At 65.3% G+C, this 12,102-nt stretch carries 14 protein-coding genes; 9 read left to right on the forward strand and 5 right to left on the reverse strand.

The genetic code is table 11. From position 1 onward, the window contains the following. Window positions 1-96 precede the first annotated feature (96 nt). From KEG57_RS13455 to KEG57_RS13485, 7 genes are all read left to right on the forward strand, one after another. Window positions 97-231, forward strand: a complete 135-nt coding sequence (locus KEG57_RS13455; protein WP_272420168.1) for a hypothetical protein — start codon at window positions 97-99, stop codon at window positions 229-231. A gap of 115 nt (window positions 232-346) precedes the next feature. Continuing rightward, complete coding sequence (locus KEG57_RS13460) at window positions 347-1,051, forward strand: hypothetical protein (RefSeq protein ID WP_272458515.1); 705 nt, start codon at window positions 347-349, stop codon at window positions 1,049-1,051. Between the two features lie 53 nt (window positions 1,052-1,104). Next, window positions 1,105-1,557, forward strand: coding sequence for a riboflavin biosynthesis intermediates N-glycosidase (ybiA, locus tag KEG57_RS13465; RefSeq protein WP_272458516.1), 453 nt, complete (start codon window positions 1,105-1,107; stop codon window positions 1,555-1,557). A 161-nt stretch (window positions 1,558-1,718) separates the two neighbouring features. Beyond that, window positions 1,719-3,029, forward strand: coding sequence for a hypothetical protein (locus tag KEG57_RS13470; RefSeq protein ID WP_272458517.1), 1,311 nt, complete (start codon window positions 1,719-1,721; stop codon window positions 3,027-3,029). A gap of 37 nt (window positions 3,030-3,066) precedes the next feature. Next, entirely contained in the window at window positions 3,067-4,350 is a 1,284-nt protein-coding gene (locus tag KEG57_RS13475; RefSeq protein WP_272420172.1) for a DUF2403 domain-containing lipoprotein, read from the forward strand. A gap of 29 nt (window positions 4,351-4,379) precedes the next feature. Beyond that, the gene (locus tag KEG57_RS13480) at window positions 4,380-5,375 is read left to right on the forward strand and encodes a glycoside hydrolase family protein (protein ID WP_272420173.1); all 996 of its coding nucleotides are present in this window, start codon (window positions 4,380-4,382) and stop codon (window positions 5,373-5,375) included. A 43-nt stretch (window positions 5,376-5,418) separates the two neighbouring features. After that, window positions 5,419-6,423 (forward strand): LLM class flavin-dependent oxidoreductase, encoded by a 1,005-nt coding sequence (locus KEG57_RS13485; protein WP_272458518.1) that lies wholly within the window; start codon window positions 5,419-5,421, stop codon window positions 6,421-6,423. Window positions 6,424-6,456: 33 nt separating this feature from the next. On the opposite strand, the gene KEG57_RS13490 is transcribed toward KEG57_RS13485, so the two are convergent. The 4 genes from KEG57_RS13490 to KEG57_RS13505 form a co-directional block, all read right to left on the reverse strand. Further along, window positions 6,457-7,308 (reverse strand): hypothetical protein, encoded by an 852-nt coding sequence (locus KEG57_RS13490; protein WP_272420175.1) that lies wholly within the window; start codon window positions 7,306-7,308, stop codon window positions 6,457-6,459. A 14-nt stretch (window positions 7,309-7,322) separates the two neighbouring features. After that, window positions 7,323-8,075 carry a ferritin-like domain-containing protein gene (locus KEG57_RS13495; protein WP_272420176.1) on the reverse strand — a complete coding sequence of 251 codons (753 nt, stop codon included), beginning with the start codon at window positions 8,073-8,075 and terminating at the stop codon, window positions 7,323-7,325. Between the two features lie 7 nt (window positions 8,076-8,082). Further along, complete coding sequence (locus tag KEG57_RS13500; RefSeq protein ID WP_272420177.1) at window positions 8,083-8,799, reverse strand: hypothetical protein; 717 nt, start codon at window positions 8,797-8,799, stop codon at window positions 8,083-8,085. Window positions 8,800-8,975: 176 nt separating this feature from the next. Continuing rightward, complete coding sequence (locus KEG57_RS13505; protein WP_272420178.1) at window positions 8,976-10,055, reverse strand: aldo/keto reductase; 1,080 nt, start codon at window positions 10,053-10,055, stop codon at window positions 8,976-8,978. A 111-nt stretch (window positions 10,056-10,166) separates the two neighbouring features. Between KEG57_RS13505 and KEG57_RS13510 the strand changes: the two genes are divergently transcribed. Both KEG57_RS13510 and KEG57_RS13515 read left to right on the forward strand, forming a co-directional pair. Beyond that, window positions 10,167-10,592, forward strand: a complete 426-nt coding sequence (locus KEG57_RS13510) for a MarR family winged helix-turn-helix transcriptional regulator (protein WP_272420179.1) — start codon at window positions 10,167-10,169, stop codon at window positions 10,590-10,592. Window positions 10,593-10,856: 264 nt separating this feature from the next. Next, complete coding sequence (locus KEG57_RS13515) at window positions 10,857-11,579, forward strand: hypothetical protein (RefSeq protein ID WP_272420180.1); 723 nt, start codon at window positions 10,857-10,859, stop codon at window positions 11,577-11,579. 36 nt (window positions 11,580-11,615) lie between these two features. Here the strand turns inward: KEG57_RS13515 and KEG57_RS13520 are convergent, their stop codons facing one another. Beyond that, entirely contained in the window at window positions 11,616-12,089 is a 474-nt protein-coding gene (locus tag KEG57_RS13520) for a hypothetical protein (protein ID WP_272420181.1), read from the reverse strand. Between the last annotated feature and the right edge of the window lie 13 nt (window positions 12,090-12,102).

Raw genomic sequence — 12,102 nt, forward strand, 5'->3', positions numbered from 1 at the left:
GTCCCGCCTGGGAAGTTTTTCCGGGCGTGGCGCCCGGGGAGCTTCTGGCTCGGGTTTCTCTTCGCCGGGTTCTGCAACATCGCGGCCGTTCTTTACTTGCTTTTCGGGACGGACACCGCCCCCGAGACCCGTCGCGGGGTCAAATGGGGGCTGTTCGTCGGTTGCGTGGTCCTTCCGATCATCGGCGTCTTCCTCTGGTCGATCAAGCTCATCGCGACCGGCGAGCCCTGATCGCGCGCGTCGACCGTGTGGCGGCGGGCAACATGTAGCGGGCCGGCAACATCCCTGATCCGCGTGTCCTGCGCGGCCGAAAGGCGCGCTCGCGCCGAAACCACGCGCCTTCCTCGTGAGCCGCGAAAAACCTCGTGGCATCGACATTGCTTTCCCCGTCCGCATGACGATCATGCTTCGCTTCTCGACGTCCCTCGCTTCTGCGCTCCTCGTGACTTCGATGGCTCTCCATGCGTCTGCCACGGACCCGCCCGCGCCCGCCAGCGACGCGGAGCCGCGCAAGCACTCCTTGTCGGTGACCGCCGGCCTGACGCCCCTTTATTTCGGTAGTGGCATAAGTTATGACGATCGAGGGGCCGAGTACGAGAACGAGGTCTACGCCTACAAACCGCTGCTCGCCGGGCTCTCAGTCGATTACATGCGCAGCTTCGGCCTCGTACGCGCGGGCGTCGGACTGCGCTACATGTACACCCAGGACAACGGGCATACCTTCGCAAACGAGCTCGGGATCACCGGGCTCTTTTCGCTCGGCGGCACGACCAAGAGCGGCGTGGACATCGCCGCGACGCTCGGCTTCGGAATCGGTCACACCTGGGTACGGCGCTACAATTCCCCGGGCTGGGGTGGGACCGGCGAGCTGCTCCTCTCGGTCGCCATTCCGGTCTCCGAGACTTCCGACTTCTTCCTGCGCAGCGGCCTGAGCATGGCCTATTTCACCGGCAACGCGCCCGAGGTCCCGGAGGGGTACTGGCCTCCGCACGAACCCTACCTCATCCGCGCCTACATCCCCTTCGAGCTGGGGTTCCGCAGACGCTTTTGACCGCTCCGCAGGTCTGCTACCCTGCCGGTCCCTCTCATCGACATCCTGAGCGCATGACGCCCGTCATCCGGTTTTACAGCATCCAAGACGCCTACGGCGAGTTTTCCAACTTCGCGCCATACCCCATCCTCCTGGACAAGAAACGCTGGCCGACGTCGGAGCACTATTTTCAGGCCCAGAAGTTTCTCGACGCCAACGTGCAGGAACGCATTCGCAGCGCATCCACGCCGCTGCTGGCCGCGCGCCTTGGGCGTGACCGAAAACAACGCCTTCGCGCCGATTGGGAATCGGTGAAGGTTTCCGTGATGCGCCGCGCCGTGGAAGCGAAGTTTCGACAACATGACGACTTGGCCGTGCTTCTCCTCTCCACCGCCGACGCTCGCATCGTCGAACACACCGACGCCGACGCATTCTGGGGAGATGCAGGCGATGGCTCGGGGAGGAACATGCTTGGGCGTATCCTCATGGACATTCGTACGATTTTGCAGACAGAACGGCGGAAGTAAGCCGCCGCTCCGAAAACTTTTGTTATTTGTTGTGGTGGTAAATTCCGGTTTTTGATCGACATCGCCCTTGACTTCGCGAATCTGTTTGGGCCCACTAGCCGTGTACGCCTGCCCGCTTGGCGACGCTCGTCCGGAAAGACCCCTCACAGAAGGAACACAGGATGAAGCGACCACCGACCCATCCATTCGCTCCTGCTCGTGCCGCAGCGCTCGCGCTCCTCGTCGTGCTCACCGGCTGCTCCAGCCGCGAGAACACGGGCACCTCCTCGGGATCGACGACCCCGCCTCCGTCGAACGGCGGCAACGACCCGCCGCCGCCCGTCGTCGAGGGTGCCAATTGCGATAACGGCGCGTTCGAGGTCCGCTCCATCGGGATGACCGAGCTCGAAGGCGAGACGTACAAGGTCATCCTCGCCACGCCGTGTGAATACGTCCTCTCCCACGTCCAGGGAAAGAAGAACTTTCCCGTCGAGGAGCGCGAGACGTACTACGTGGCCGACAGCCATTTCGAGCTCCCGTACATCCCTGGCGTCATGGACAACGTCGCCTATACGCCCGGCGAAAAGAACAAGGGATGGGCGAACGGCATGGATGTCGAGGCCGAGGTGCAGAAGCTCGGCGCGCTTCCCGTCCTTTATCATGTCATTCCTGGGTACGAATACGGCTACTTCACCAGGTACGACGACGGCCTCGGCGACATCTTCGGCGCTTTCCGGCCCACCTGGCGGTTCATCAAGAACGGCGGCGACGTGAATCTGCTTTTCTTCGCGCCCCCCGACACCGAGTGGCCGCGTCACCGCGGTGGATGGAATCCGAGGGAGATCAACCAGGAGATCGGCTTCGGTTTTCTCGTCGACACCGACGGCAAGGTCTACATCCCGAAGGGCGTACCGCTCGGACGACAGGAATGGAACGACGAGCTGCGCTGCGTCGTCATCAACAAGGCGAAGCAGCCGGTGCCGGTGACGCGCACCCAGTTCCCCGGCGACGAGTCCTATTACATGGCCGAGACCTTCATGCCGGGATACGCGAGCATCAGCTCGCCCGGCCACCTCTACTGGGGCCACAAGGGCAAACCCATGATCGATGTCGCCAAGTGGGATGGCACCTTGCCCGGCAACTTCGACAAACCCTTCACCGCGGGCTGCAGCCCCGACGGCTACAACGCCGGCCATGCCGAGGGCTTCACCTGGCCGGAGCTCCGCGAGAAGATGCGCGACGAATACCTGGCCGGCAACATTGACGCGATCCCCAAGGAAAACCTCTATCGCATCAAGGTCTACCGGAAGGACGATCCGAACGGCGCCGTCGAGCTCCAGGGCGAGCTCTTCTACGAATGGGACGGCGACGAGTGGCTCCCTCGCGCCACGGGCGAAAAGCTCATCACGATCGACGAGGCCCGGTCGACGTACCGGATCAGCGGGCACCTCGGCGACGGCCAGCGCGCATTCATCGTGATCGAGGATCTCTGAAACGAGAAGAGGACCGCCTCCCAAAGGAAACGCCACTATGATGAAGCTCTCTCGGCTGTTCGTGCACGCTGCTTTCGGGATCCTCGCCTGCGCCTGCGGAAGCGCGCGCGACGACGACGGTGGTGGCCAAGGGGGCACCGGCGGGAACGGCGGGAGCGGCGGGACGTCGACGACGAGCGCAGGCCCCGGCGGCGGCGGCGGAGGCCTGGGCACGCACCCCACGGAGCCGAGCACGCCCACGCGGGGCGGGACCATGACCTTCAAAAATGTCGGCGCGCCCGGGTGGTGGCCGCGCCGCATCGATCGCGACGCGGGCGATCCGGCCTGTACCTACAAGGACGGGACGGATACCTGGGGCGGGCATTGCTGCATGAAGGAGCAGCACACGACGAGCACCACGCTCGCGCCTTTCGACGAGGAGATGACCCTCATCATGAAGGCCATCCGCCTGAAGCAGCTCGCCGTCTACCAGCCTTCCGAAAGCGCGTCTTCCTGGTCGATGATCTCGTCCTGGGACGCGCAGAGCGGCCAGGGATCGAATCTCGTCGTCACCGAAGGGCAGATGACGTCCGCCGACTTCACGGGCGACCTCACGAAAAAGGATTGCGTCAACTACTTCATGCAGGAAGCGCAATTCCCGTGTGGCGACGGGAAGGACTATTACTGCCCGAACGACCCGGGCATCAACCACCTCGGCTGGTCGGGCTCGAAGCTCATCGTCTTCCTCGGGTCGATGACGTTCGACGACGCGGGCGTGACGAAGTGCGACGGCGACGGGCAAGGCCACGCGGGCCCGTGGGTCGCGTTCGTCGCGTCCGAGCTGATTCGCGACGGCGGCCGCAAGTGGAACGGGCTCTGCAATTGCTACTCGAAAACGGGCACGGTCGGCGACGGCTGCGGTGAGATCAACGTCTTCGAAGTCGTGCTCGACAACAATCAATACAGCAACCGAGAATTCATGAGCACCGGCGTCCGCTCGTACCAGGCGGGTCATGTCGGCGGCAACGTCTGCGGGGAGGGCTGCGACCGCGACGCCTTCGCCGACGATGTCGAGGTCGTCGACGCCTGCGCGAAGAAGGCCTACACGAGCGGCCCCGAGATCGAAGTCGGCGGCGGCGCGGACGGCTGCCCCGTGTGGCGCCGTCCCATCGGCGATCGGTATTTCATGATCCTGCTCGACGAAAAGCAGCGGGAGATTCAGGTCGCCGTCATCCACCCCGAAAAGATTCCCGCGGAAGCCGCCGGGATGCTCCCCTTGCTTCCCGGCGCCCTGTCCCGTGACACGATCGATGCGCTTCTCTCGATGCGTTTGCCCGAGTGATCGAACCCCACGCGGAGGCGACCCTGTCCATGATTCATGACGCAAGAACTCGATGGCTTTCGGGCGCGGCAGCGATGGCGGCGCTCGTTTTTGCGGCCTCGTGCGGCTCGAGCGAGCCGTCCCCGGGCTCGGGCTCGGGCTCGGGCGCGGGCTCGGGCTCGGGCAGCGGCGGTGCCGGCGGGTCGATGGCCGAAAGCTCGAGCTCCAGCTCGACCGGCGGCGGGCCGCCGATCAACCCTTCCACCGGCTGCAAGCGCGGCGTCGCCTATGGTTACCATTCGAAGGCGGACATGCAGGCGCTCTCGCCGGGGGTATCGTGGTGGTACAACTGGACGCACGTGCCGGACGAGGGCGTGAAGCCGGACGCATACAAGACGCTCGGCGTCGAGTACGTGCCGATGGTATGGGGCGGCGGCGGCCTCGACAGCATGCGCGCCGCGCAGATCGCCAGCGAGATCCCCGACGAGACGAGCTTTTTGCTCGGCTTCAACGAGCCGAATTTCGGCGAGCAGGCCAATCTGTCGGCGACCGAAGCCGCGGCGCTCTGGCCCCACGTGGAGGCGGTCGCCGACGCGCGCGGCCTCGCGCTGGTATCGCCCGCCGTGAACTTCTGCGGCGGAGCGTGCCAGGAGACGGATCCCTTCAAGTACCTCGACGAATTCTTCGCCGCCTGCGAGGGGTGCCGCGTCGATTACATCGGCATCCACATCTACACGGCCTGCCAGGGCGACGGGACCAACAAGGCCCGGTGGCTCATCAACCACATCGAAACCTACAAAACGCGGTTCGACAAGCCGATCTGGCTGACCGAGTTCGCCTGCGACAATGCAGGCTCGCTCGCCGAGCAAAAAGACTTCATGATCGACGCGCTCGAGTATCTGGAGAACGAGCCGCGCATTGCGCGGTACGCGTGGTTCTCGGGTCGCGCAAACAACGTGGCGAACGCGAACCTGCTCGGAGAAGACGGCGTGCTGACCGAACTCGGCCAAGCGTACGTCGAGGCACCACAAAAACCCTGCGAGTGATGGGCCCGCTGGCGTTTCGCCATCGGGCTCCTATCCTTCGCGCATGGTTCCTCTTTCCGTTCTCGACCTCTCGCCCATCGTGCAGGGCGGCAGCGCGTCCCAGGCCCTCCACAACACGCTGGACCTCGCTCGGCACGTGGAGCGCTGGGGGTATCGACGCTTCTGGCTGGCCGAGCACCACAACATGCCGGGCATCGCCAGCGCGGCGACCGCGGTCGTGATGGGCCACGTGGCCTCGGGCACCTCGACCATCCGGGTCGGCGCGGGCGGCATCATGCTGCCGAACCATGCGCCGCTGGTGATCGCCGAGCAGTTCGGCACGCTCGAAGCGCTTTACCCCGGCCGCATCGAGCTCGGCCTCGGCCGGGCGCCGGGCACGGACCAGGTTACCGCGCACGCGCTCCGGCGCAGCCTCGAAAGCGACGCCGATGCCTTCCCGCAGGACGTCGTGGAGCTGATGGCCTATTTTCGAGAGCCCGAGCCGGGGCAAAGGGTGCGAGCCATCCCGGGAATGGGGCTCCACGTGCCGATCTGGATCCTCGGTTCGAGCCTCTTCGGCGCGCAGCTCGCGGCCGCGCTCGGCCTGCCCTATGCGTTCGCCTCCCATTTCGCGCCGGCCGCCATGACGCAGGCCATCCAGGTGTATCGCAGCCGATTCAAGCCCTCGGCGCAGCTCGACCGGCCTTACGTCATGCTGGGCCTGAACGTCTTCGCCGCCCCCACCGACGAGGAGGCGCGCTTCTTGATGACCTCGCTCCAGCAATCGTTCCTCCAGTTGCGAACCGGCAACCCGGGCCCGCTGCCGCCGCCGATCGAACATTTCGATCGGCGGTTGTCCCCTGCGGAGCGCATGATGCTCGATCAGGCCTTGTCGTGCTCGGTCGTGGGTTCGCCGGAAGCAGTTCGTGAGGGGCTGCGCGCATTCGTGGACCGGACCGGGGCGGACGAGCTCATGGTGACGTCGCACGTGTACGATCACGCGGCGCGGCTGCGTTCGTTCGAGATTGCGGCAAACGCGCGGGATGAGCTCGCCCGCGCGAACGTATGAATCGAGCGGCGCCGAAACGCGCGCGGCGAACGCTCAGAAGGGATCATCCCCCGAGGGAAAGTTATCGAAATCGATCTCTCCTCGATCCGGAGGGCGCTTGTACACGTGCGACTCCTTCGTCCGCTCTCCGGTCCACGGTGACAGGATGCCTTCTCGCAGCAGCGCCTCGAAGCGCTCGGGCCGGCAGAACATCCAGTTCGGCTCGCCGCCATTGCACCCGCTGTGAAACGGCCCGCAGAAACGCTCTCCTTGGCCTTCTTTTTCGAGGAGCGCATTGGCCGCTGCGCATAGCATCTCGCACAGCCGATCGCGTGCCTCGGCCTCATCGGTCTCGGGGCGGTCGAGATCTTTTCTCGCAGCAGCGACAATCTTCCGCTTCGGGATCTTCCCGCGGACGTGAACAACGCCCTCGAGCAGCCCGACCATCTCGTCCACGCCGACCTTCGGGTCGTCGTCCCACCACATCTCCGGGAAGCAAACCTGCTCACGCAAGAATCGCTCGACGAGGTGCTCGTGCGGATCCCAGAACGGCGCGCCCTCGGCGACGAGGGACGCGAGCACCTCGCGCACGTGAGCTTCCGGATCCGCGGGCAAACCTTCGACCCCTGCGCGCCGGAACCTCGCGAGCACCGCGCGAACTCGCTCGACATCCTCCGGCGTGGGCTCGATCTCCCGGACGAGCGTGGCCACCTTGCAGGCAACGCCGCCTCGCTCGCCGGGCTGCACGTCCGCGAGCACCTTGCCTCCGTGCCCTTCGTTGATGAGCCGCCGTACGCCCGCCGTGATGCGCGTCGCGGGCACGATGTAGCTTGGCACGCCGGCACCGAGGAGCTCGACCTCCTGCGGCCCGATCTGTTTTCCGAGGATGACGACGTGGATGGGCATCGATGCGGGCCCCACTATGCCATGACGCCCGGCGCTTCGCTCGTGAAAGCACGTACGGCGTCGAACCCGCGCGCGGCGAAACGAGGCGCGTAATCGCGCTCCAGCGCTCGCTTCACGATCTGGCCGTACCGAGCCGGCGGCATGAGCCCCCAGGCGCGATCCTCCGCGGCGATCGCATCCCTTCCGCTTGCGCTGGGCGGCGCGTAGCTCCGCTTCAGGCGCCCGAACATCGCCGGGAGCTCGGCATCCACGAGGCGCCGCACATCGTCGGCAAACGGCAATTCGAGGAAGTGGTCGAGCAGGCTCCAGCCGAAATCCCGGTGCCGAACCTCGTCACGTAACACGCGGTCGAGCGTGCGTCGCGCTTGCGGGACGGTACACCCTTCGCGCAGCACTTTGAACAGCGGCACTGCCACCGTTTCGCCCAGGCAAAACACCTCGACCCCCGCGCGCGCCGCGGCCAGGTGAAGGGGCTCCGATGGATTGCGACGCAGCCCGAGCGTCTCCTGGGCGAGGATGGGCATCTCCTTTCCGCCGGCCGCTCGGTATGTCGCGTGGCTCATGCGGGCGTGGGCCAGCTCGTCCTTGACGATACGCAGACCGTCGTGAATGAGGTCGGGCGAGACGCCGAGCTGGATGAGCCAGAGCGTCAGGTGCTGGGTGATCGCGGCGGAGCGGTATTCGGCGTGCACGCGGCGGAGCCATTCGGCGCGGACCGCTTCGCTCGCGGCGGCGCGAGGAGCGCGTTTCGGAGAGGGCGAGGGCATGGCGGGTTCAGGGGCCCTCGGGCAGGCATACCTTGACGGTCATGCCGCAAGCGTCGCAAGGTTGGTTGTGGCAGGGATTGATGATTGCCTCCTGGCAAGTTCCGCCATCGGCACAAGTGAAGCCGACGCAGTCCAGCTCGGCAAAGCAGCCTGCCTGCGGGAGGGCAGGCATCCCGCAGCCCGGAACGAGCCAGCGGCAGTTCTCTGCCGCGTCGCACTCCGCCTCGGTCGCGAGGGCCTGGCAAGTGTCCGAGGGATTGTCGGGCGGGACCGGGGGATTGCATGAAATCCCCGCATCGATGACCCAGGCCGCATCCTTACACGTGGCCAATGCGGGTTGAGGACCGCAGCCGATGTCGAACTCGTAGTTGCACGTGATCTGGTCGCTGCAAGGCTCTCCCTGCGTCGGCATTTCAGCAGGGCACGGTTGCGGGACCGGAGGATTGCATGAAATCCCCGCATCGACGACCCAGGCGTCATCCTTGCACGTGGCCGTTAGGGGTTGAGGACCGCAGCCGACATCGAACTCGTAGTTGCACGTGAGGTCACCACTGCAAGCCTCTCCCTGGTTCGGCTTTTCGGGAGGACATGAAGGCTCCTCGGTGGCGGGCGGGTTCGACGTGACGGTGCTGAAACACCCAGGCAGGAGCGCGACGGTCGCCGCCTGGGCAAAGGTGACGACGAAGGGCTTTCGTCGAGGCTTCTGCTTTCGGGGAAGAGGCATGGTGGTCGTCTCCGGTGATGGCTCAGAACGGCGCAACGGGGCGCGATGGTGCACGGCGAGCGGGCTCGAAGGCACGAGCCATGCAACAACCGTGCACCCAGGGATCACGCCACCGTATACGAACCCTGATCCTCCGAGAAGACGTCACCCGCGAGCGGGTCGAGAAACCTTCTCCGTCAGTAATGATCGCCCTTCTTCGTGACGCCGAAGGGGATGAGCTGCGAGGGTTGACCATTGATCGTCGTCCCCCCGGCCTGGATCATCCGCGCCAGCTCGAGGAAATCGGCCGGGAAGTTCAGCTTAGGCTTGGTGAGCGCATCGAGCGCCGCCGTTTGCTCCGGCGTGAGCTTCACGTCGAGCGCCTTCAGGTTGTCGTCGAGTTGCGAAAGCGTGCGCGCCCCGATGATCGTGGACGACACCCCCGGGCGCGCCTGCACCCAGGCGAGGGCGACGCGCGCGACGGTGGTGTCGAGCTCCTTGGCGATTCGTTCGAGCTCGTCGATCACCACATAGCTCTGCTCGTCCAGGTAGTTCGCGGCCCAGGGCCGCACCTCCGGCTTGAGGCCGTTTTTCCGCGTGTACTTGCCGCTCAGGACCCCGCTCCTCAACGGCGACCACGGCGTCACCCCCAATCCAAGCTCCTCGGCCATGGGCATGAGCTCCCCTTCGACCGTCCGCTCGACGAGCGAGTATTCGATCTGCAGCCCGATGAACGGCGCCCATCCGCGGAAATGGGCGATGAGCTGCGCCTGGGCCACCTTCCACGCGGGCGTGTCGGACACGCCGATGTAGCGGACCTTCCCCGCCCGGACGAGATCGTGGAGCGCCGCCATGGTCTCCTCGATCGGCGTGAACTTGTCCCAGTTGTGCAGCCAATAAAGATCGATGTAGTCGGTGCGCAGCCGGCGGAGCGACTGCTCGCAGGCGGCGAGGATCGACTTCCGGTTCGATCCGCCGCCGTTGGGATCCCCGACGTACAGATTCCCGCTGAACTTGGTGGCGATCACCAGTCGGTCCCGCTTCTGCGGATCGTGGCCGAGGTGATCACCGATGATCTTCTCCGAATGCCCCTTCGTGTAAAGGTTCGCCGTGTCGATGAAGTTTCCCCCGAGCTCGATGTAGCGGTCGAGGATGGCTTCGGAGTCCTTGACACTGCTCCCCCAGCCGAGGTCTTCTCCGAACGTCATGGCGCCGAGGCAAAAAGGGCTCACCCGCAGACCGGAGCGACCCAGCGTGACATAATGATCGAGCGGCATCGCATCTCCTCCCGGACTAGTTCCGTGTCTGAACAGTTCCACTTCCGAACAGTTCAAGATTGAACTACCCTAACGCCGCCCGCCCCGTTGTCAAGCGCAAGCAGGAAGAACATGGGAAAACCTTCACCCTGGGAGCTCTGGACGCTCAACTTCGAGCTGAGCATAGGGATCATGGCCGAGGTGGAGCCCGAGGTGCGCGAGCAAGGGCTCGAGATGAAGGAGCTCTTCCTGCTTGGGAAGCTCGACGACCACCCTTACCCGGCCGACCTCGCGCGCGCGCTGATGATGCCCAAGCCGACGATCACCTTCATGGTGAAGCGGCTGGAGGCGGTCGGCTTCGTCAAGCGCCAGACGGAGGCGGGCGACCTGCGGCGGTTTCGCTTGACGCTCACCCCCTCGGGGCGCAAGGCGATGGAAGCGGCCCGCACGATCCTCGACGAAGCCTTCGGGCGAAGGCTCGCGCGGCTCTCGACGAACGAACGGGCCGAGCTCGCGCGGATCCTCGTGCTGCTTTCTGATTCCCGGGTACCGGGCTAACAACCGCTCCTACAACCGCCATCTCAGCATCACGCGCGCGGCCCCAAAAACGAGCGCCTCACGGTGACCGCAGAAGGCCCTTCCGAAGTTTGCATGTGCGCAGGAGTGGTGTCTAATCACCCTCGTCGCGCAGCCCCCCCTTCGAGCACGAGCCCCCCAATGCACGCGTCATCCCGTTTCCTCAAGTCTTTCCTCGCGTCATGCCTGTTTGTCCTCGGGTGTGCGCATCCCCCGCCCCCTCCCCCTCCAGCGCCTCAGGAGCCCGTGGAGTTCGCGGCCGAAGTCGAGCAGGCGGAGAAGCTCGGTGAAATCCTCCATGCCGTGGACGATGCCTCGGCGGTGGGCACCGACGTGCTCCTCGAGGCGGGCGTCCTTCCCAAAGACGAGCGCGTGCGCGGTTGGGTCACCCGGCAGGAGGGCGACGGGTTCCGGGTAGAATTCCTCGGCGAGCTCCCCGAAGGGCTCCGGGTTCTCCACGTGGTGAACCTCGGCAAGGACGTGAGAAAGCAGCCGCGATTCGAGTCCCTGGAACCTCCGCGTCCGCCCGATGCGACGAGCCTGGCCATGTTCCAGGCCCGCCGGACCGCGGCGCGCTCGACCTTTCGTGCATGCTCGAAGCGGTACAATACGGTGGTGCTGCCGGGCGAGCTCCTTGGAAAAACCGGCTGGCTCGTCTACCTCCTGGCCGCGACGATGGACCCCGCGGAGCGGGTGATTGGTGGCCATCATCGCGTGCTCGTCTCGGAGGATGGAACCCAGGTACGCGAAAGCTTCGCGCTCTCCCAGGAGTGCATGACCGCGCGGGTGGAGGGCGGGGGCGACAAACGCTTGGCGGGCATCGTCGTCAATCACCTCGCCACACCCGCCCCCACGGAGGCACATGTTTTCGTGAGCCTGCTCTACCGATTGCCCCTCCTCGTCAAAACGACGCGGGGGCTCTGGAGCGTGGAGGGAACGCGCATCACGTACGTCAAAATCGCAGAGTAGGCGTCCAGAACCGGCGCCATGGTCGGAGGGGTCTCCTCAAGGGGCTTCGCTCGGGCCCTCCTCCACCGTATGCGTGTGGCAATTGCTGCACGAGAACCCGTTCGGGGCGGTCTCGTGGTCGAATTTGGCGACCTCGAGCAGGTCGGCCATCCGCGTCATGACCTCGTCGAACATGAACTGGCTCCACCGCGCTTTCTCCGGATCCTTGACGTATTCGAGAAACGCCTCCTCGGTGGCGGGCAATGCTTCGATTTGCGGGCTCGGCATCGTGTAGGTGCCATCGATTGCGCCATTGCCGTGGCAGGTCGTGCAGTCCATGGTCTCGAACTTGGGGTCGAACGCGACGAAGACCTTCTTCATCTCGGGCATGACGACGTCGTTCATGAAGACCACGCGCTGCTCGAAGCTCATGTCCTCGTATGCGATCGGCGGCGCGGCGGAGTCTCCGTCCTCACCACCGCACGCGGCGACGAACAGACACACGGCCATCGAGATGCGCTTCATGTTCATGTCTCTTCTCCCT

The organism is Polyangium jinanense (genome assembly GCF_028435365.1).

Bases quoted from the DNA above. Each gene is read 5' to 3' on its own strand.
- KEG57_RS13485 (WP_272458518.1), top strand. From the start codon at position 5,419: ATGGTTCCTCTTTCCGTTCTCGACCTCTCGCCCATCGTGCAGGGCGGC.
- KEG57_RS13490 (WP_272420175.1), bottom strand. From the start codon at position 7,308: ATGCCCATCCACGTCGTCATCCTCGGAAAACAGATCGGGCCGCAGGAG.
- KEG57_RS13475 (WP_272420172.1), top strand. From the start codon at position 3,067: ATGATGAAGCTCTCTCGGCTGTTCGTGCACGCTGCTTTCGGGATCCTC.
- KEG57_RS13500 (WP_272420177.1), bottom strand. From the start codon at position 8,799: ATGCCTCTTCCCCGAAAGCAGAAGCCTCGACGAAAGCCCTTCGTCGTC.
- KEG57_RS13505 (WP_272420178.1), bottom strand. From the start codon at position 10,055: ATGCCGCTCGATCATTATGTCACGCTGGGTCGCTCCGGTCTGCGGGTG.
- KEG57_RS13510 (WP_272420179.1), top strand. From the start codon at position 10,167: ATGGGAAAACCTTCACCCTGGGAGCTCTGGACGCTCAACTTCGAGCTG.
- KEG57_RS13520 (WP_272420181.1), bottom strand. From the start codon at position 12,089: ATGAACATGAAGCGCATCTCGATGGCCGTGTGTCTGTTCGTCGCCGCG.
- KEG57_RS13480 (WP_272420173.1), top strand. From the start codon at position 4,380: ATGATTCATGACGCAAGAACTCGATGGCTTTCGGGCGCGGCAGCGATG.
- KEG57_RS13470 (WP_272458517.1), top strand. From the start codon at position 1,719: ATGAAGCGACCACCGACCCATCCATTCGCTCCTGCTCGTGCCGCAGCG.
- ybiA (WP_272458516.1), top strand. From the start codon at position 1,105: ATGACGCCCGTCATCCGGTTTTACAGCATCCAAGACGCCTACGGCGAG.
- KEG57_RS13495 (WP_272420176.1), bottom strand. From the start codon at position 8,075: ATGCCCTCGCCCTCTCCGAAACGCGCTCCTCGCGCCGCCGCGAGCGAA.